Origin of the sequence: Hoeflea sp. BAL378 (genome assembly GCF_000759435.1) — a bacterium.
GTDB lineage: Bacteria > Pseudomonadota > Alphaproteobacteria > Rhizobiales > Rhizobiaceae > Hoeflea.
In genome coordinates, this window is the sequence record NZ_JRJG01000112.1 from 1 (window position 1) to 19,909 (window position 19,909).

18 protein-coding genes and 1 riboswitch are annotated in these 19,909 nt (G+C 66.7%); of the genes, 9 read left to right on the top strand and 9 right to left on the bottom strand.

Going from position 1 to position 19,909, the window contains the following annotated elements; translation table 11 throughout:
- The 8 genes from LL06_RS20285 to LL06_RS20320 all read right to left on the bottom strand — a co-directional run.
- Nucleotides 1-1,268, bottom strand: a 1,268-nt coding sequence (locus tag LL06_RS20285; RefSeq protein WP_052161766.1) for an ABC transporter permease, incomplete at its 3' end; no start/stop codon positions are given.
- A 5-nt stretch (nt 1,269-1,273) separates the two neighbouring features.
- Nucleotides 1,274-2,410 (bottom strand): ABC transporter permease, encoded by a 1,137-nt coding sequence (locus LL06_RS20290; RefSeq protein ID WP_052161767.1) that lies wholly within the window; start codon nt 2,408-2,410, stop codon nt 1,274-1,276.
- Nucleotides 2,407-3,918 (bottom strand): ABC transporter ATP-binding protein, encoded by a 1,512-nt coding sequence (locus LL06_RS20295; RefSeq protein WP_035531038.1) that lies wholly within the window; start codon nt 3,916-3,918, stop codon nt 2,407-2,409. The genes LL06_RS20290 and LL06_RS20295 overlap by 4 nt, the downstream gene beginning before the upstream one ends.
- A 63-nt stretch (nt 3,919-3,981) precedes the next feature.
- The gene (locus tag LL06_RS20300) at nt 3,982-5,013 is read right to left on the bottom strand and encodes a BMP family ABC transporter substrate-binding protein (RefSeq protein ID WP_035531041.1); all 1,032 of its coding nucleotides are present in this window, start codon (nt 5,011-5,013) and stop codon (nt 3,982-3,984) included.
- Nucleotides 5,014-5,437: 424 nt separating this feature from the next.
- Nucleotides 5,438-6,730 (bottom strand): glycosyltransferase, encoded by a 1,293-nt coding sequence (locus LL06_RS20305; protein WP_035531043.1) that lies wholly within the window; start codon nt 6,728-6,730, stop codon nt 5,438-5,440.
- 306 nt (nt 6,731-7,036) lie between these two features.
- Entirely contained in the window at nt 7,037-7,447 is a 411-nt protein-coding gene (locus LL06_RS20310) for a Fur family transcriptional regulator (protein ID WP_035531046.1), read from the bottom strand.
- On the bottom strand, nt 7,444-8,295 hold the full coding sequence (locus LL06_RS20315) for an iron chelate uptake ABC transporter family permease subunit (protein WP_035531048.1): 852 nt from the start codon (nt 8,293-8,295) through the stop codon (nt 7,444-7,446). Before LL06_RS20315 ends, LL06_RS20310 begins: the two co-directional genes overlap by 4 nt.
- The gene (locus LL06_RS20320; RefSeq protein ID WP_035531051.1) at nt 8,288-9,115 is read right to left on the bottom strand and encodes a metal ABC transporter ATP-binding protein; all 828 of its coding nucleotides are present in this window, start codon (nt 9,113-9,115) and stop codon (nt 8,288-8,290) included. Before LL06_RS20320 ends, LL06_RS20315 begins: the two co-directional genes overlap by 8 nt.
- A gap of 127 nt (nt 9,116-9,242) precedes the next feature.
- Here LL06_RS20320 and znuA point away from each other — a divergent pair, with 127 nt between their 5' ends.
- The 8 genes from znuA (at nt 9,243) to LL06_RS20360 (ending at nt 17,844) form a co-directional block, all read left to right on the top strand.
- Nucleotides 9,243-10,253: a zinc ABC transporter substrate-binding protein ZnuA gene (znuA, locus tag LL06_RS20325; protein WP_035531075.1), complete on the top strand. Its 1,011-nt coding sequence runs from the start codon at nt 9,243-9,245 to the stop codon at nt 10,251-10,253.
- A gap of 180 nt (nt 10,254-10,433) precedes the next feature.
- A complete protein-coding gene (locus LL06_RS20330) occupies nt 10,434-11,360 on the top strand; it encodes an NAD(P)/FAD-dependent oxidoreductase (protein ID WP_035531053.1) in 927 nt (308 codons plus the stop codon).
- 37 nt (nt 11,361-11,397) lie between these two features.
- Nucleotides 11,398-11,616, top strand: a riboswitch (cobalamin riboswitch).
- 107 nt (nt 11,617-11,723) lie between these two features.
- Nucleotides 11,724-12,149, top strand: coding sequence for a DUF1636 domain-containing protein (locus LL06_RS20335; protein WP_035531057.1), 426 nt, complete (start codon nt 11,724-11,726; stop codon nt 12,147-12,149).
- Nucleotides 12,146-12,925 (top strand): ABC transporter ATP-binding protein, encoded by a 780-nt coding sequence (locus tag LL06_RS20340; protein ID WP_035531059.1) that lies wholly within the window; start codon nt 12,146-12,148, stop codon nt 12,923-12,925. The genes LL06_RS20335 and LL06_RS20340 overlap by 4 nt, the downstream gene beginning before the upstream one ends.
- Before the next feature lie 11 nt (nt 12,926-12,936).
- Nucleotides 12,937-13,875 carry an ABC transporter substrate-binding protein gene (locus LL06_RS20345; RefSeq protein ID WP_035531062.1) on the top strand — a complete coding sequence of 313 codons (939 nt, stop codon included), beginning with the start codon at nt 12,937-12,939 and terminating at the stop codon, nt 13,873-13,875.
- Nucleotides 13,876-13,942: 67 nt separating this feature from the next.
- Entirely contained in the window at nt 13,943-14,935 is a 993-nt protein-coding gene (locus tag LL06_RS20350) for an iron ABC transporter permease (RefSeq protein WP_052161770.1), read from the top strand.
- A gap of 128 nt (nt 14,936-15,063) precedes the next feature.
- Nucleotides 15,064-16,164, top strand: a complete 1,101-nt coding sequence (locus tag LL06_RS20355) for a glycoside hydrolase family 3 N-terminal domain-containing protein (RefSeq protein WP_035531067.1) — start codon at nt 15,064-15,066, stop codon at nt 16,162-16,164.
- A gap of 198 nt (nt 16,165-16,362) precedes the next feature.
- Nucleotides 16,363-17,844 (top strand): phospholipase D-like domain-containing protein, encoded by a 1,482-nt coding sequence (locus LL06_RS20360; protein ID WP_052161768.1) that lies wholly within the window; start codon nt 16,363-16,365, stop codon nt 17,842-17,844.
- On the opposite strand, the gene LL06_RS20365 is transcribed toward LL06_RS20360, so the two are convergent.
- Nucleotides 17,772-18,773: a lysylphosphatidylglycerol synthase domain-containing protein gene (locus LL06_RS20365; protein ID WP_052161769.1), complete on the bottom strand. Its 1,002-nt coding sequence runs from the start codon at nt 18,771-18,773 to the stop codon at nt 17,772-17,774. The two genes, LL06_RS20360 and LL06_RS20365, sit on opposite strands and share 73 nt — an antisense overlap.
- Before the next feature lie 92 nt (nt 18,774-18,865).
- Between LL06_RS20365 and LL06_RS20370 the strand changes: the two genes are divergently transcribed.
- Nucleotides 18,866-19,603: an endonuclease/exonuclease/phosphatase family protein gene (locus LL06_RS20370; protein WP_035531069.1), complete on the top strand. Its 738-nt coding sequence runs from the start codon at nt 18,866-18,868 to the stop codon at nt 19,601-19,603.
- Nucleotides 19,604-19,909: the final 306 nt, after the last annotated feature.

Here is a 19,909-nt window from a genome sequence, read left to right on the forward strand (position 1 = left end):
TCCTTGATGTAGGGCTGTCCATCGGCGGCCGGCGCCCGCGCCCGGCCGATGAAGCCGGCGACGACGATGATCGTGGCGATGTAGGGCGCCATGGCGAGGAATTCGGACGGGATCGGCGTGCGCAGCAGCGCCAGTTTCTGCTGGAGCGAATCGGCGAAACCGAACACCAGCGCCGCCATCAGCGCGCCGACCGGATGCCAGCGGCCGAAGATCATCGCGGCAAGCCCGATGAAGCCGCGCCCGCCGGTCATGTTCTCGTCGAACCGGCCGACCGAGCCCAGCGTGAACCAGGCGCCGCCGAAGCCGGCCACCATGCCGCCCAGCGTCACATGGATGAAGCGGGTGCGGTAGACGTCGATGCCCAATGTGTCGGCGGCGCGCGGATGCTCGCCGACAGCGCGGGCCCTCAACCCGCTGCGGGTGTAGAACAGGTAATAGGTCGACACGGCCACCATGATCAGCGCGCCGTAGACGAAGATGTTCTGGTAGAACAGCATCGGCCCGAGGACGGGAATGTCGCCCAGGAGCGGGATCTTGATGGCGCGGAACACCGGCGCGTTGTTGAGCGCTCGGTACTCCTGGAACACCTGGCTGCTCACATAGGAGGTGAGGCCGAGCACGAACAGGTTGATCACCACCCCGGCGATGATCTGGTCCATGCGGTAGGTGACCACCAGCGCCGCCAGGAAGAATCCGAACAGCCCGCCCACCGCGACGGCGGCGGTGAGGCCGGCGATGCCGCCGAGGATCGATCCCACCAGCGCGCCGGTGAAGGCGCCGGCCAGCAGCATGCCCTCGATGGCGATGTTGACGACCGCCACCCGTTCGCAGAGCACCCCGGCCAGCGCTCCGAGCGCGATCGGCACCGCGCGCACCATGGTCGCCTGCAGCATGCCGGTGAGCGAGAACGCCTTTCCGGCGGTCGCCCAGACCAGGAACGCCACCACCACCAGCGCCAGGCCGATGCCGAGCGACAGCGACGACCAGCGCAGGCCGCCGCGCAGGAACTGGCGGGCGCCGAGGAAGGCGAGCAGGCCGGCGACAATGAAATTGAACTGCATGGCCGGAACAGACAGATCCGGCAGGACCAGCGCGTCATCGGCGCGCGACAGCCGGAACACCGCGCTGCCTTCGCTGCCCGCGCCGAAAACCCACGCCACCAGCATCGCCATCGCGATCAGCACGCCGCCGGTGATCCTTGCCTGTTTCTGCTTGCCGGGATCGAGCCTCGCCTGGGCGCCCGCCGGGATCTGGTTTGTCATCGCCATGATCGCTATTTCCCTTTCGCCGTTGCGGGTTTTCGAAAGCCCCAGGGGAACAGCGCGCGCACCAGCAGCGGCGCGGCGATGAAGACGATGATCAGGGCCTGGATGATGCCGATCAGATCGATGCTCACCCCGGCATCGACCTGCATCTGCCGGCCGCCGGCCTCAAGCGCGCCGAACAGCAGGCCCGCCAGAAGCACGCCGAAGGGATGGGAGCGGCCGAGCAGCGCCACCGCAATGGCGTCAAAGCCGATGCCGGCCGAGAAGCCGGGCGTGACCCGCTCGAGGACGCCCAGCACCTGCACCGATCCGGCCAGTCCCGCCAGCGCCCCGGCCGAGGCCATCGCCAGGACAATGGTCAGGCCCGAGCGCATGCCGGCGAAGCGGGCGGCGTCGGGGCTCGCGCCGCTTGCCCGGAACTCGAAGCCGATCTTTGTCCTGAACAGCAGCCAGTAGACGAACAGGACCGCGGCCAGCGCCAGGAACAGCCCGGCATGCAGCCGCAGGTTCGGGTCGATCCAGTCGAGCAGTTCCGGCAACTGGGCATGGTCGGGCACCGATTTGGAAATCGGATCGGAGCGGCCTTCGCGCTGCACGAAGGGCAGCCGCAGCATGTAGTCGATCAGCCGGTAGGAAATCAGATTGAGCATGATGGTCGAAATCACCTCATGCGCGCCGGTGGCGGCGCGTAGCCAGCCTGCGATCCCGGCATAGAACGCCCCCACCAGCGCGCCGCTGAGCAGGCACAGGGGCAGCAACAGGTAGACGGGCAGAAAGGGGAAGCTGAAGCCGGTGATCACCGCGGCCATCCCGCCCATCAGGATCTGGCCCTCGGCGCCGATGTTGAAGAGCCCGGCGCGGAAGCCGAGCGCGAGCCCGAGCCCGGCCAGGATCAGCGGGATCGCCGCGGTGAGCGTTTCCGAGATCGCATTGAGCGAGCCGACCGACCCCTGCAGCAGCGCCAGGTAGGACCGGGCGATGGTGGCGGGCTCGACGCTGGTGGCCAGCATCGTCAAAGCCCCGAGCACCAGCGCCGCGACGACCGCGAACAGCGGCACGATGACGAGATCCTCGAACTCGCCGCGTCCGGGCGCCGCCCGCTTGAGCAGGTTCTGGATGACGATGTCGGTCTTGCTGTCGCTCATGCCGCTGCTCCCGCCATCGCCAATCCGACGGCATTCTTGTCGACCGGGCCCTTGCTGGCGTCGAATTCGGCCACCACGCGGCCCTTGAACATCACCAGGATGCGATCGGACAGCGCCAGGATCTCATCGAGTTCGGAGGAGATGATCAGCACCCCGTCGCCCTCGTCCCGCGCATCGACGAGCCGCTGGTGAATGTATTCGATGGAGCCCACGTCCAGCCCCCGCGTCGGTTGCGCGGCGATCATGAACCTGGTGTCGCGCGACATTTCCCTGGCAACCACCAGTTTCTGCTGGTTGCCGCCCGAGAGCGTCCCCGCGGCGGCGAAGACGGAGGGCGTACGGACGTCGAACTCGGCCGAATTTTGCGCCGCGGTTTCCTGCACCTTGTCCCAGCGGATCTGCATGCCCGAGGAAAACCGGTCGTCATAATAGGTGTCGAGCACCATGTTTTCGGCGACGGTGAAGGACGGGATGATCCCGGTGCGCTGGCGATCCTCGGGGATATGGGCGATGCCCATCCGGTGGCGCTCCCGCGGCGAGGCGCGGGTGATGTCGGCGCCGGCGAAATGGATCGATCCGCCGGCCACCTCGCGCAGGCCCGTGAGTGCCTCGACCAGCGCGGTCTGGCCATTGCCCTGCACCCCGGCGATGCCGACGATCTCGCCGCTCCTGACCGCGAAGTCGACATGATCGACGGCGGTCGATCCGTTCTCGTTGAGCACCACTAGGTCGCTCGTCTCCATCAGCACGGGGCCGGGCCGATAGGGCGCCTTGACCACGTCGAAGCTCACCGGACGGCCGACCATCATCTCGGCCAGGTCGGTCGTCGTCGCAGTGGCGGGATCGCTCTCGCCGACGATCCGGCCGCCGCGCAGCACGCTGATCCGGTCGGCGATCTCGAGGATTTCGTTGAGCTTGTGGGTGATGAACACCAGCGCCTTGCCGGCATCGCGCAGGGAGCGGACGATCTGGAAGAACTCCTCGACCTCCTGGGGCGTGAGCACCGCCGTCGGCTCGTCGAGGATCAGGACTTCCGCCGAGCGGAACAGCACCTTGATGATCTCCACCCGCTGCTGGACGCCCACCGGCAGGTTCTCGATCAGCGCGTCGGGGTCGACCTCGAGCCCGTATTTCCTGCGGATCTCGAGCACCTGGGCGCGGGCCTTGCCGAGATCGAGGAAATCCAGGCGGCCGGTGGGCTCAACGCCCAGCACCACGTTTTCGGCCACGGTGAAGACCGGCACCAGCATGAAGTGCTGATGCACCATGCCGATGCCGGCGGCGATCGCGTCGCCCGGTCCGTTGAAGCTCACGGGCTTGCCGTCGATCAGGATCTCGCCCTCGTCGGGGCGGTAGAGACCGCACAGCACATTCATCAGGGTCGATTTGCCGGCGCCGTTTTCGCCCAGCAACCCCAGCACCTCGCCGCTGCGGATGGTCAGGTTGACGCCCGAATTGGCCACCACCGGCCCGAAGCGCTTGGTGATTCCGCGCAGTTCAACATCCATGTCCCACTCCCTGGCGCTTGGCGGCGCAGGGACACCCCTGCGCCGGTCGTTCAGCAGAGCGGATTACTTCGGCGCGACCTTGATCGATCCGTCGACGATGCCGGCGCGGATGGCCTCGAGCTCCTGTTTCAGCTCCGCGGGAACCGCATCCTCCATGTCGTGGAACGGGGCCAGGTCGACGCCGCCATTGGCCAGCGATCCCAGCAGGATGCCGCCTTCGAACTTGCCGTCCATGGCCTGCTTGATCACGTCGAACACGGTGGCGTCCATGCGCTTGGTGACCGAGGTGAGATAGACCTGCTTGCGCTCCGGATCGGTCAGGTAGAGATCGGCGTCGACGCCGATGATCTTGAGCTTGTCCGTGCCCAGTTCCGCGGCCAGCGTCGCCGAGCCGAGGCCGACGGGACCGGCGACCGGCAGGACGATGTCGGCGCCTTCGTCGTAGAGGTTCTGGGCAAAGGCGCGGCCGTCATCGAGCGAATCGAAATTGTTGGTGAACAGCCCTTCGCGGGCCTTGGGATCCCAGCCCAGAACGGTGACCGAGGCCCCCTTCTGCTCGTTGTAATAGGCGGCGCCGGCATGGAAGCCGTCCATGAAGATGGTCACCGGCGGAATGTTGATGCCGCCGAAGACGCCCAGCACGCCGGACTTGCTCATGCCGGCGGCAAGATAGCCGGCCAGGAAGGCCGCCTCGTCGGTGGCATAGACCTGGCCCAGAATGTTGGGGACCGCGGGATCATAGGCATAGTCGACGATGGAGAATTTCTGGTCCGGATTGGCTTCCGCCGCCTTCTTGGTGGCGTCGCCCAGCAGGAAGCCCACGGTGATGATCACGTCGCAATTGCCGCCGAGCAGCGAATTGATGTTGGCTTCGTAATCGGTCTCGGCCTGGGATTCCAGATAGCGGCCTTCGATGCCAAGCTTCTCCTTGGCGTCCAGGACACCCTTCCAGGCTGTCTGGTTGAAGCTGTTGTCATCGATCCCGCCGGTGTCGGTGACCTGGCATGCGGTGAAGGCCGATGCGACCGTCGCCGAGGCGAGAAACAGTCCTGCCGCGATGGCAAGCAAACCGGTAGCTTTGTTACGGATGGCCATGTTGATTTCTCCCAAAATTGTCCGTTTCAATGACGCGAGGCGGTAAAACCCTGAATCTCGGACAGCCCCTCCTCGACGGCGATCCTTCAAGTCGTCCGGGCACCTTAGCGGGGCAGACCCCATGGGCATTGATGTTGATCAATCGCGCGGCGGGTTTTGTGGCGCCCTCTCCCGCCGTCCCGCACCGGCGGCGACACCGGCCCCGTCCCCCAGGCCCGAATACCCGTGCCCTCCTCTGCTCGGTCCCTCCTCTGGCCCGGACCACGCCTCGTGCCGGTGCCATCCGCAGGACAGCAACAATTCTGACCGGCAACGCCGGTGGGGACAAGTTCTTTTTCAAGCCGGGGACCGGCTCGAAGAGCCGAGGCCAGCCGCTTCACGGCGAGGCTTCGCGGAAGGCGCCTCTCCCCAAGGATGCATCCTTCTAGTCCTTGTCTCCGGATTCGTCGGACTCGGGAAACATCGACTCCGATGCGGCATGGGCAATGTTGCCGACGATGTCCAGTTCGCGGGCGATCGCCCGCTTGGCGCGGAGCCACACGCCGCCCGAGCCGCCGCCGGCGGGGCTGCGCTTGCGCAGGGTCTGCAGATAGAAATCGCGGGTCCGGGCCACGGTCTTGTCGATGGCGAAAGCCTCCGCCGTGCCGCGGGCCCCCTCGCACAGGGCCTTGTAGGCTCTGGCGGGCGCCGCGGTCAGGTCGCTCAGCGCCGCCGCCATCAGGGTCGCGTCCGCATCCGCGGCGAGCAGCCGGCCGTTTTGCCCGCTGGCCACCACTTCGCGCGCACCGGGCGCATCCAGGGCGACGACGGGAACGCCGGCCGTCATCGCCTCGATCAGCACGAGGCCTTGGGTTTCGGAGAAGGACGCGAAGGCAAAGACATTCATCGCGGCATAGGCATCGGCAAGTTCAGCGCCGCGCAGCACCCCTGTAAAATGCACGCGCCCGCCAATGCCGGCCGAGGCAAAGATCTGCATCATCGCCGGCCGCGACGGACCGTCACCGACGATGAGCCCATGGGCGTCCGGGTTCCGGTTGAGGAAGATTGCCAGCGCAGAGGCAAGATAATCGAGGTTCTTTTCCGGCGCCAATCGCCCGACATGGCCGACAACGACGGCCGTGTCGGGGATTGCCAGCCGCCGTCGGGCCAGGGCCCCTGCCCCATTGCGGAACTGGGCCGTGATCACGCCGGTCGGGATGACCGCGATCGTCGCCCTGACGTGATGATCCTGAAGGAAGCTCGCGATGCTCTGGCTTGGCGCGATCACGCCGTCGCACATTTCGCAATAGCCAAGCGACAGGCTCAGCGCCAGACGCTTCAGCAGCGCCGAATCCTGGGCCACGTAGTGGCCGTAGAGCTCATAGCGCGTGTGGTGGGTGAAGACGACCGGCACGTCGAGCGAACTGGCGGCGCGCAAGGCGGTGTCGCCCAGAAGGAACGGATGGTGACTGTGGATGATGTCGGGGTTGAAGTCCTCGATCAGGCTCGAGAGGTTGAGACTGAGCGGCAGCGGCACCGAGAAGTCGCTGCCCGCGAAGTTCTGGACCGCTGCGACGCGGATGACGCCCTCTTCATGGTCGGGCATGTGATCGAAATCCGGCGCGACGACCAGCACCTCGTCTCCTGCACGGCGCAACCCTTCGGCCAGTTCGCTCACGCTTCGCGCAACCCCGCCCACATGCGGCGTGAACGTGTTGGTGAACATCACGATCTTCATGGGCTCCCCTCTTCCCGCCGTCGCGCGACGGGTCCGCCGGGCAACCGCCGACCGGCCGATCACCGGCGCCTGCCGCGCCTGCCTCTGCCACCTTGCGGGCAACCGATGAACCCTTTCCTATCATGGACGGCGCCGATCACAGTGACACGGATCAAGGGACGCGAGCGCCGCGCCGGCGCAGCTTCCGCGGCAGCGCCGCGATGTCCGGGAGCCTTGCGGCGTCCTTCGTCGGGCCGGTCGGGACGATGCGGTGGGCAAAGGCGCGCGGATTCACCGCCTCGATTCCGCTCGGGCAAGGCCCTGGCGTCAGGCTGCCTGGCAGGTGCGGCAGAGGCCGCGCAGCTCGATGGTGGTCTTCTTGAGCGCGAAGCTGGCTTCGCCCGCCAGTTGCTTCAACCGGGCGGCCAGCGCGGTGTCGGTGATTTCATTGACCTGTCCGCAGCGCTCGCAGATCATGAAGGCGATGGTGTCGTCGCCGTCGCAGCCCGGATGGCGGCAGGCGACGAAGGCGTTGAGGCTTTCGAGCCGGTGCACCAGGCCGAACTCCACCAGCTTGTCGAGCGCACGGTAGACCTGCAAAGGCGCGCGGAAGCCGTTGTCGCGCAGTTGATCGAGGATGGTATAGGCGCTCAGCGGCCCTTTCGATCGTGTCAGCGCGCCCATCACCAGGGTCTGGTTCTTGGTCAGATCCGCTGTGTCGTGAACATGTTCGTTCATGGCCGGGCTCCTTTCCGGGGTTCGGTCGCACCTTCCGCCGTGTCCAAAGGCTTGGGCGAAGGGCGTGAAAAGACGGGCGTCAGCGACAGGACGAACAGGGCCAAGGCCGCCACCACGATGCTGGGGCCGGCAGGGGTGTCCCATTCCAGCGAGCCGAACAGGCCGCCCACGACCGACGCGGCGCCGATGATCGCCGCCAGCAGCGCCATCTGCTCGGGGCTCGACGAGAACCGCCGCGCGGCGGCGGCCGGAATGATCAGCATCGCCGTGATCAGCAGCACGCCGACGATCTTCATGGAAATGGCGATCACCGCCGCCATCAGCAGCATGAAGACGATGTTGACCCGCTCCGGGTTCATGCCTTCGGCTTCCGCCAGTTCGCGGTTGATGGTGGCGGCAAACAGCGGCCGCCAGATGACGGCGAGGATGGCGAGCACCACCGCGCCCCCCAGCCAGATGATGGCGATGTCCATTTTCGACACCGCCAGGATGTCGCCGAACAGGAAGCCCATCAGGTCCATGCGGATCCAGGTCATGAAGGCGAGGGCGACGAGGCCCAGCGCCAGCGCGGAATGGGAGAGCAGGCCCAGCAGCGCATCCGACGACAGCGTTCCCTGCCTCTGCAGCAAAAGCAGCGCGATGGAGACGCAGGCCGAGACGGCGAAGACGGCGAGCGTGATGTTGATCTCGAACAGGAAGGCCAGCGCCACGCCGAGCAGGGCCGCGTGCGACAGCGTGTCGCCGAAATAGGCGAGCCTGCGCCAGACGATGAAACAGCCGAGCGGACCCGCCACCAGCGCCACGCCGATGCCCGCCAGGATGGCACGGGTGAAGAAGTCGTCAAGCATCGGACCTGCCCTCGCTGCCATGGTGATGATGATGGCCGTCCTCGGGATGGCAATGATCGGTGATCGAGCCGTCGCCATGCTCGACGCGGCCGTCGGGCAGATGCGTGTGGTCGTGATGGTGCTCGTAGACCGCGAGCGTGGAGGCGGAGCGGGCGCCGAACAGGGCCTTGTATTCGGCGCTCGAGGCGACCGCGGTCGGCGTGCCCGAGCAGCAGACATGGCCGTTCAAACAGATCACCCGGTCGGTCGCGGCCATGACCACATGCAGGTCATGGGAAATCAGCAGGATGCCGCAGTGCATCTGGTCGCTGATCCGCTTGATCAGGTCGTAGAGCGCGATCTCGCCGGAAAAATCGACGCCCTGGACCGGTTCGTCGAGCACCAGCAGGTCGGGCTTGCGGGCAACGGCGCGGGCCAGCATCACCCGCTGGAACTCGCCGCCCGAGAGCGTGCGCACCTCCGCGCCGGCCAGGTGGTTGACGCCGGTGGATTCCATGGCGCTCTCGGCCTCCTGCACGCTGACATGGCCGGTCAGCCGCATGAAGCGGCGCACCGTCAGCGGCAGCGTCCAGTCCACCGCGAGCTTCTGTGGCACATAGGCGACCTTGAGGCCGGCACGGCGCTCAACGGAACCCTCGTCCGGCTTGAGGATGCCGAGCGCCATCTTGGCGGTGGTCGATTTTCCCGAGCCGTTCGGTCCGATCAGGGTGACGATCTCGCCCGGCTCGATGGCCAGGCTCACGCCGCGCACCAGCCAGCGGCCGGCGCGGTGAATGCCGGCGGTGTCCAGCGTGACGAGAGAATCAGGTTTGTGCAGCATGAGTGATCTGAACGGCTTCCTGCGGATCGTGACAAGGGGGTTGCGCAGTCTTATCGCACACGTTATACAGTTACGCAATCTTGTAATGAGATAACGTCACACACCGACATCCCATATGGAGACCGTCATGGACCGCCTCAAGGCCATTTCTCTTGCTTCCACATTGCTCGCGTCCTCCGCCGTCACCGCCAGCGCCGAGATCCATGTGGTGGCGTCCATCAAGCCGATCCACTCGCTTGTGGCGGCAGTGATGGAAGGCGTGGGCGAGCCCGGGCTGATCGTCGAAGGCGCCGGCTCGCCGCACACCTATGCGCTCAAGCCCTCGCAGGCCGAGATGCTGGAGCAGGCCGATCTCGTCTTCTGGGTCGGGCACGAGCTGGAAGCCTTCCTCGCGAAGCCGCTGGAGACGATCGGCGCCAATGCCACATCGATCGAACTGATCGACGCCCATGACCTGGTCAAGCTCGGTTTCCGCGAGGGCGGCGCCTTCGAGAAGCACGATCATGGCGAGGAAGCGGGCCATGACGACCCTGCTCACGAAGAGACGGCCGAGGCCGACCATGATCATGCGAATGAAGAGACGGCTGACGCCGGACATGAAGGGCATGGTCACGGCGCCTTCGACGCCCATCTCTGGCTGGACCCAGTGAACGCCAAGGCCATGGTGCATGAGATCGAGGAAGCGCTGGTGAAGGCCGACCCCGACAAGGCCGCCCGATATGAAGCCAACGCGGAAGCCGTGACGGCCAGGCTCGATGCGCTGATCGCAGAGGTCTCCGCCGAACTCGAGCCGGTCAAGGGCAAGGGCTTCATCGTCTTCCACGACGCCTACCAGTATTTCGAGAACCGCTTCGGCATCGCCGCCTCGGGCTCGATCACTGTGTCGCCGGAAGTCCTGCCCGGCGCCGAGCGGATCACCGAGATCCGAGCGCGGGTGCAGGAACTCGGCGCCGCCTGCGTGTTCGCGGAACCGCAATTCGAGCCGAAGCTGGTGTCGACCGTGATCGAGGGCACCGATGCCAGGGCCGGAACCATCGATCCGCTCGGCGCCGGGCTCGATGCCGGGCCGGAACTCTATTTCCAGGTGATCCGCAGCATGGCGACCTCGATCAGCACCTGCCTGACGGACGCCGGCTGACGGACAATTCTTCGCCGCGGGCGGCTTGGGCCGCCCGTTTTTTCTCCCTCGTGAAGTGATGGTATAACATATGCTTACTTGTGACTTCTGTCTCCGGTCCGGGCCCTGCCCGGCCATCCCGTTCGGGCCGCATCCGCGCGGCCTTCTTCGGCAGATCGACCGTTGTGCGGGGATGCCGCGATGATGGATGTGGCGATCATAGGCGGCAGCTTCGCCGGACTCACCGCGGCGCTGCAGCTCGGGCGGGCGAGTAGGTCGGTGGTGGTGATCGACGCCGGGGCTCCGCGCAACCGCACCTCGCCGGGCGCCCATGGCGTGGCCGGATGGGATGGCGTCCCGCCGGCCGAGATTCTCGCGCGGTTCCGCGCCGACCTTGAGCCCTACCCCACCGTGAGCCTGCGCACCAGCGCTGTGACCGGCGTGAGCGGCAGCCTCGACGGCTTCCGGCTGATGCTGGACGACCACGGGCACATCGAGGCGCGCCGCATCATCCTGGCGCATGGCGTGCGCGACATCCTGCCGGATATTCCCGGCCTTGCCGCGGCCTGGGGGAGACGGGTGCTGCACTGTCCCTATTGCCATGGCTACGAGGTGAAGGGCGGCTCGCTTGTGGTGCTCGCCTCCCATCCGATGAGCGCCCACCAGGCGCTGATGCTGCGGGCGGACTGGAGCGAACGGGTCACGCTGCTCACGGCAGGCATGGAGGGGTTTGACCGGGAGGCGCTCGAGCAGGCCGGCGTTCGGGTCGACCGCCGCGGTCTGGAAGCAGTCAAGGAGGTCGGGGACGGCATCGACCTGCAGCTCGGCGGCGGGGCGATCGAGCGCCACGCCGCGCTGTTCCTCGGCCCGAAGACCTCGCTCGCCCAGACGCCCGCCGGGCAGCTTGGCGTCACGCTGGCCGAAGGGCCGATGGGCCCCTTCGTCCGGGTCGGTCCGATGGCCCAGACCAGCCTTGCCGGGGTCTTCGCCGCCGGCGATGTCGCCCGACCGGCGCCCAACATCAATTTCGCCCTGGCCGACGGCGCCCAGGCGGGCACCGCCTGCCATGCCTCGCTGCTGTTTCCCGGTTTCTTCCAGCCCTTCGTCGAGGACGCCGCGCCAACTTGAAACCGGCCGGCCGGGCGATTGACGCGGCCGGAACGGAGATCTAGTCTCATGGCATGGTTCCGCCCGACTCGAAGGAAAGGCGGATTAAAAGGGAACACGGTGAGGTGTAGCCAAGAGGCGCCGAACCCGTGACTGCCCCCGCAACTGTGAGCGGCGAGCTTCCTCAAGAGATGCCACTGGCGCGATGACCGCCGGGAAGGTTTGAGAGAGCAAGGACCCGCAAGTCAGGAGACCTGCCATGACCATCGTAACTCAACCCGGGCGGGGTGTCCGGAAAGGGAGAATTGTCATGAGCAGCCGGCATTCCGGGCACAGCAACGTCAATGATCGCTTCGGCCCCCGCACCTTCGTGCGGAGGCCGCAATGCCTGTCAGACACCCGACCAAGCCACCGTCCTCCCACCGCATAACCGTCTGCATCGCCTGCCGCCACACCGGCAGCGACTGCCGGCCGGGCCTTGACCTGATAGCACGCCTGCGCGAGGCGATCGACAAGGCCGGCGAGGCGACGGGCTTGCCGTTCGAGATTTCCGGCGTGGCCTGCATGGCGGGCTGCGACCGGCCCTGCACGGTTGCCTATCATGCGACCGACAAGGCCACCTACCTGTTCGGTGACATCGATCCGGCGGACGACATCGACGACCTGATCCGCTTTGCCAGGCACTATGCCAGTCTCGACGACGGCTGGTGCCCGGCAAGCCAGCGCCCGGGCAAGCTCGGGCACGCGACGCTTGCCCGCGTCCCGGCCGCGGTCCTGGTTCTCGAGCAGGCCGAGGGAGCGGTCCAGTGAGCGCGGCCAGCCTGGCTTTTGCATCCGCGTCCTGGCGGGCGCCGCGGGGTCCGGTGATCCTTCAGCCGGTGACGCTCGACCTCCCCGCGGGCCGGGTGCTCGGCGTGGTGGGACCCAACGGCGCGGGCAAATCCACCTTCCTTCGCCTCGTCTACCGCTATTTGCGGCCGACCACCGGCGCGGTGCTGATCGACGGGGAAGACATCTGGACCCTGCGCGCCCGCGACGTGGCGCTCAAGATCGCCGCGGTGCTGCAGGAACAGCCGACCGACTTCGCACTGACGGTGCGCGAGATCGTCGATCTCGGACGGCTTCCGCATCGCGGCGGATTTGTGCGCAGCGACGCCCGTGACGCGGCGGTGGTCTCGGCCGTGCTCGACAGGCTCGATCTCGACCGGTTCGCAGAGCGGCCTTTCGGCTCGCTGTCGGGCGGAGAACGGCAGCGGGTTATGGTGGCGCGGGCGTTGGCGCAGGAGCCGGCGCTGCTGGTCCTCGACGAGCCGACCAACCATCTCGACATCCGCCATCAGCTCGAGGTGATCCGCCTGATCAGCGACCTCGACATGACGATCATCACCAGCCTGCATGATCTCAACCTGGCGACGGCGGTCTGCGACGACATCCTGCTCCTGGAACAGGGCCAGGCCATGGGGTTCGGCACGCCCGACGACGTGCTTGCCGACGACACCGTCTCGCGCGCCTTCGGGGTGCTCGCCCGGCGCGAACGGCTGACACCGAGCGAGACTGCCCATTTCACCTATCAACTTCCCGCATGAGGATCATTGCCATGAAAACACCTTTGCTCGCCCTTCTCGGCCTGGCCTTTCTGGCCGCTTCCGCCCTTGCGGGCACGACCGTCAAGAGCTGCAACCGCAGCGTCAGCTTCGACGCGCCGCCGAAGGCCGCCATTTCCAACGACGTCAACCTCACCGAAATGATGCTGGTCCTGGGTCTCGCCGACCGCATGGTGGGCTACACCGGGATCTCCGGCTGGAAGACGCTGGATGAGGAGATGCGGGCGGGCGTCAAGGAACTGAAGGAACTGTCCGAAAAATACCCCACAAGGGAAGTGATCGTCGGCGCGGACGCGGACTTCTTCTTCGCCGGCTGGAACTACGGCATGAAGGTGGGCGGCGACGTGACGCCGGAAACCCTCGAGCCGTTCGGCGTCAAGGTCTACGAACTCACCGAAAGCTGCATCCATATCGGACCCAAGGACAAGGTCTCGATGGAGGACATGTATGATGACCTGCTCAATCTCGGCCGCATCTTCGCCATCGAGGACACCGCGCAGGCGCTGGTTGCGGGCTACAAGGCCGAGCTCGCGGCGTTCGCGGCGACGGTGAAGACAGGCGACGCACCGCTCAGGGTGTTCGTCTACGATTCGGGCGAGGACGCGCCCTTTACGGCCGGCCGCTACGCCATGCCCACGGCGCTGATCGAGGCCGCAGGCGGCATCAACATCATGGACGATTTCGAGAAGAGCTGGGCCACGGTCAACTGGGAAGCCGTCGTCGAGCGCGACCCCGAGGTGATCGTCATCGTCAATTACGGCGACGTCACCGCCGAACAGAAGATCGGCTTCATGAAGTCCAATCCGGCCTTCGCCGCCATCGACGCGGTCAGGAACGACCGTTTCGTCGTGCTCGACTATGTGGAGGCCACGCCCGGGCCGCGCAACATCCGCGCGATCAAGAAGCTCGCCGCCGCCTTCTGGCCGAACTGAGGTGAGACCCGCGGCCCACACCAGCGGCAGACCAGCCCGCCCGGTCCCCTCCGCGACCGGGCGGGCGCTGTTCCTGGTGTCGAGCTTCATCGCCCTGGTCTTGTCGCTGACGGTCGCGGTATCGGTCGGCGCCATCGCGGTGGAATGGTCGACCGTCTGGGGCGTGCTCGCCAACAGGCTGTGGCCGGGATCGGTGGAGGCGACATGGTCGGCCGGTCGCGAGGCGATCGTGTGGGAGCTCCGCTTTCCCCGGGCGCTGCTCGCCGTCATGGTGGGGGCCGGGCTGGCGCTGGTGGGGGCGAGCCTGCAGTCGGTCACCCGCAATCCGCTCGCCGACCCGCATCTCCTGGGGATTTCCTCGGGCGGGGCTTTCGGCGCCATTCTCGCGCTGCTGCACACCGGCCTGTTCCTGGGCCTCCTCACCGTGCCGCTGCTCGCCTTCGCCGGCGCGCTCGTGGCCACCATGGCCGTGCTCGGCGTCGCCCGCGTGACCCACTCCACCAGCGCCGACCGGCTGGTGCTGGCGGGGGTGGCGGTGTCCTTCATCATCATGGCGCTCGCCAACATGCTGATCTTTCTGGGCGACCCGAAGGCGACCCACACGGTGGTGTTCTGGATGCTGGGCGGGCTGGGGCTGGCGCAATGGTCGCAGCTCGGCTGGCCGCTGGTCGTTCTGGCGACCTGCGCGGCGTGGCTGCGCTGGCGGGCGGGGGATCTCAACGCCATGACCGTGGGCGACGAGACCGCCACCACGCTCGGCATCGACGTGCGGCGGTTCCGGCTTCAGGTTTTCGTCGTCGGCGCGCTGATCACCGGGGTTATAGTCGCCTTTTCCGGCATCATCGGCTTTGTCGGCCTGATGGTTCCCCACATCGTGCGGATGGTCTGCGGGGGCGACTACCGGAGGGTGCTGCCGGCATCGATGGTGCTGGGCGCGATCTTCCTGCTGTGGGCCGATATCGCCGCGCGCACCGTCATGGCGCCCGAGGACATGCCGATCGGCATCGTTACCGGGCTCGTCGGCGGCGTGTTCTTCGTCTGGCTGCTGCGGCGGGCCTGAGCGCCGCGATCCGGACCCGCGCGCCCCCTAAAAGGGCCGAAAAACCCCGATGGCAAGCCCCACTCCAGTTTGCGCTCGTTGTGTGCAATCCTATGGAAACGACCCTGACCACGAGAGCGGAACCGGCGATGCAAGAAAATCTCACACTGTCCGATGCGGGCCACCATTTTCTGCTCGGCCTGCGACCGGGCGTGACGCTGCACGACGTCGACCGCGCGCTTCTCGAAACCGTGCGCCCCGCGGGGGTGATCGTCTACAAGGACAATTTCGATCAGCAGGCGCCCTACCCCGAATGGCATGGCAAGTTCACCGAGCTGGTCAGCGAGATCGGCGCGCGCCTGGGGCGGGACAATTTCATCCTGTCTATCGATCACGAGGGCGGGCGCGTTGTCCGTCCCCCCTCGCCGGTCACGCGGTTTGAATACGCGGCGAACTGGCGCGAGAATGCGGGCGCCGTCGGCCGCGCAATGGGGCGGGAGCTGGCGTCGCTGGGATTCAACCTCAATTATGCGCCGGTCGTCGACATCAATTCGAACCCGGCCAATCCGGTGATCGGCGCGAGGGCGTTCGGAACCTCCCCGCAGGAGGTCAGCGAAGCGGCCATCGCCTTTGCCCTGGGGCAGCAGAGCGAGCATGTTCTCGCCTGCGCGAAGCACTTTCCCGGCCATGGCGACACGACCGAGGATTCGCACTACACGCTGCCCAGCGCGCAGGCGGATCTCGCAACGCTCAAGGGGCGCGAGCTCCTGCCCTTTGCCGCGGCGATCGCCGCCGATATCCCGATGATCATGACCTCGCACCTGATGGTGCCGGCGCTGGACGGCGAGCGGCCGGTCACGCTGTCGGCCAGGGCCGTCAGGGATTACCTCCGCGCCGAGATGGGATACCAGGGCGTCGTGGTGACGGATGACGTCGGCATGCATGCGATGGACAGCTATCTGCCGTCCCCGGCCGTGGCGCCCGACATCCTTGCGGCCGGGCATGACCTGATCATGCTGTGCTCGCACTGGACCGACACGCGCAAGGTGCTGGGCTTCGCGGAGGAAATCCTCAAGGCGGGGCAGCAGGACAGCTACGAGCGGGACGTGCTGGCGCCCTCGCGGCAGCGGATCGACGCGCTGTTCAAAATACTGCCGCGCAACGTCCCCACCCTGTTGCCGGACTCGGTCTTCGAGGCGCACCGGCGATTGGGGTCCACCTTCGGCGGCGAGCGGGCCGAGGTGGTCTGACGACGGCCAGCCTGACGGACGCCGCAGCGTTGAGTTGTTGCCGCCGCACGCGGGCACAAGGGAACTTAATTGCCGCCTGATGGTTTTCACCGGGACTGCGAAGACGATCATGGCGATCGCAGGCAGGGGGAATGCGTCACGAAGGCCGGTTCTGCTTGAAGGAGGTCGGCGTTTTTTGATGCGTCAGCGGAGGCGTCAGTGAGAGCCAGAAATGCCGAGAAGGCCATCATCCAGCCCGGGCGCAATGTCTGGGAAACCCATCCCGCCGACAAGGTCCTGTTCCTGATAGACGCGGACGCCTATTTCAGGCAGATCCAGCCGGTGCTGAAAAAGGCGCGGCGCTCCATCTGGATCGTCGGCTGGGACTTCAACCCCTATATCGATCTCAACCAGGGCGGGGACGGCCCCGCCTGCCCGCTCGGATCCTTCCTGCGGAGCCTTGTCGACGACAATGACGCGCTCGAGATCCGCATCCTGATCTGGGGCGAAGGGCCGATCTACTCGGGCCGCACGCTGCGCTTCTTCCAGAGCATGGACTGGGAAGACCATCCGCGCATCCATCTCGAGTTCGACCTCGCCCACCCGGTTCGCGCCTCCCACCACCAGAAGATCGTCGTGGCCGACGAGAGCCTCGGCTTTGCCGGCGGCATGGACCTGACGGCGAAGCGGTGGGACGACCGCAGCCATCTTCCCGACAATCCGTTGCGCGTCACGCCGGAGGGCGAGCCCTATCCGCCGGTGCACGATGTGCAGGCCCTCGTCTCGGGCCAGGCGGCGGCGGCGCTTGCGAATGTGGCGCGCTGGCGCTGGAAGCAGGCCACCGGCGACGCCGTCCCCGCCCATGGCGCGGTCTCGCATAGCTGGCCTAGCGGCCCCGAACCGCATATCGAGAACTGCGAGGTCAGCATCGCGCTCACCCAGCCCGGCGTGAACGGCAGCACGCGCCGGACCGAGGCGGTGCGGCTGACCTGCGACGCGATCGCCCGGGCGAGAGACTGCATCTATATCGAGGCCCAGTATCTCGCCTCCCCCCGCGTCGCGCGCCGGCTTGCCGCCAAGCTCAAGCAGCGCTCGGGACCGGAAGTGATCATCGTCGCGCCGCAGGAGGCGCGCGGGGCGCTCGAGCAACTGGCGATGGGCGAAGGCATGGCGCGCTGCGTGCGTCGGCTCAGGCGCGCCGACCGGCACAACCGCCTGCGCGCCACCTATGCCGTGGTTCCGGCCGAGGACGGCAGCGAGGGAGAGATCCTCATCCATGCCAAGGTGGTGATCGTCGACGACCGTTTCGTCCGGGTTGGCTCCTCCAACCTCAACAACCGCTCAGAGGGGCTCGACACCGAATGCGACCTGGCGATCGAAGCCCAGGACGACGCCTGCCGCGCGGCGATCCTCGACCTGCGCAATGACCTGCTGTCCGAACACCTCGGCGCCGAGAAGGAAGAGCTCGCCCGCCAGATCGAGCTTCACGGTTCCGTCGTCGCCGCGCTCGACGCGCTCAATGTCGGCGGCCGCGGGCTCCGCCCGTTGGAAGGCAAACCGGTCCGGTACGATCTGCTCGCCTCGATCGGCACGGCGATCATCGATCCGAGAATGCCCTACTGGCCGCTTCAGCGGCTGGGCGCCTGGCCGGGTTCGCTGGTGCGACGGCTCCGGCGGCTGACCTCCTCGTTCTTCCTGTGAGAATCGCCGTCGCCGCCTGAGCGGCGCAGGTTCAAGGCTTCGCTCAAGAGGAAGAGCGGCAGGCCGAGCAGGAGCGGAATGAAGAAATAGAGGATCCGGAAGGCGATCAGAACGCCGAACGGCACGTCGCCCGGCAGCGCGTAGACGAGCCCTGCCTCCAGCACCCCCAGCCCGCCCGGAACATGGCTGATGATCGCCAGCATGTTGGCGACGGCATAGCCGCCGGCGACATCGATGAAGCTGACATCGATGCCGTGCCTCAGAAGGAAGTAGAGACTGGCGGCGACGAAGGTGAAGTTCATCGTGCCGATGACGACCTGCGCCAGGGCCAGCCGCCAGTCCGGAACCCGCACGTCCCATTTCCAGAAGTGCACCCGGCGGGGCAGGAAGCGGGCGGCGAGCACATAGGAGACCGGGAACAGGAGGATCGCCGCGGCCACCGCCTTGGCGGCAATGGGGCCGAGGAAATCCAGGGCGCGGGTCTCGCCGAACGGCGCCAGCAGGGTCACGCCGGCAAGGGTCGTGATGCCCAGCGCCACGGTGAAGCCGCAGAACACCACGACCTGACCGACCTCGACCGCGCTCAGGCCCCAGCGCGAGTAAAAGCGATAGCGGACCGCAGCACTGCTCAGGAGCGAGACTCCGACATTGTGGCCGATCGACAGCGCGGTGAACGAGGTGAGCATCACCTTCGGCGCGGCGATGCGCTTGCCGACATAGGCAAGGCCGGTGCCGTCAAACCCGGCGAGCGAGAGATAGGACAGAATGACGAAGCCGAAGGCGATCAGCCCGTCGCCGAGCGGGATCGCGTAGATCGACTGCATCAGCTCGTCAAAGCTGTAGCGGCTCAGATTGCGGTAGAGCAGATAGCCGCCGCCGACGACGGCGACGAGCGTGACGGCGCGGGTCAAGAGGGTGCTGATTTTCACTGGATGGTTCTCCGCGCCGGGCCGGCCCGGCGGAACGAAAGGCGCCCGCGGCGAGTTGCCTCCCTGCAAACGTCACGACAGGAAGGATCGACATGCAACGCAAGACACTCCGGGTGCTGACCTACAACGTCCATAGCTGCGTGGGCACGGACCGCAGGCTCGACCCTGCCCGCATCGCCGAGGTGATCGCCGGCTGCGACGCGGATATTGTCGGCCTGCAGGAGCTCGATGTCGGGCGGCAGCGCACCGGCGCGGTCGATCAGGTCGATGCCATCGCCTCGTTCCTCAAGATGAAGGCGCTGTTCCATCCCGCCTTTCACAGGGCGGAGGAGAAGTATGGCGACGCGATCCTCACCGCGCTGCCGATGCGCACCTGCAAGGTGGGCGGCCTGCCCTCGATCGGCGAACCGCGCGGCGCGGCCTGGACCGAGATCCTGGTCGACGGCACGCCCGTCCACGTCTTCAACACGCATCTGGGATTGCGGCGGCGCGAGCGCATGGCGCAGGTCGCCGCGTTGCTCTCGAGCGCCTGGCTCGGCCATCCGGACTGCCGCGACGGCAACCGGATCCTGATGGGCGATTTCAACGCCATTCCCGCCTCGCCGGGATACAGGCAGCTCGCCCGCGCCATGGACGACGCCTGGGGCCTGGCGCAGCAGCGGCCGAGAGCGACGTTTCCCTCGCGCTACCCGATGCTGCGGCTCGATCATATTTTCCTGGCGGGGGACATGACTGCCGTGAACGCCCATGTGGTTTCAACTCCGCTGTCTCGCATGGCCTCGGACCATCTTCCCGTGGTGGCCGAGATCGAACTGACCCGGGGCACCTGAGTGTCAGGCAGGGGCTCCCTCCGTGATCGCGCCGGGCAGAGCCCCACGCGATCCGATCCCCCGTCAACCCTTCAACGGCATGAAGGTTCCTTGGTCTCCGGAGCGGATTGGGAAGCCCCGCGCCGCCGCCAAAGAGGAACTTTTGCGCACGCCGCGGATTGAACGGATTTGCGGGATATCAAAGGAGAGCCTGGGATGACCTCATTCACAACGCGGCTTGGCGGCTATTTTAAACAGCTCGTCGGCGAGGTCGTGGGCAGCCCGGCGCTGCACGAAAAAGGCAAGCGCGAAGTGGTCGGCGCCGCT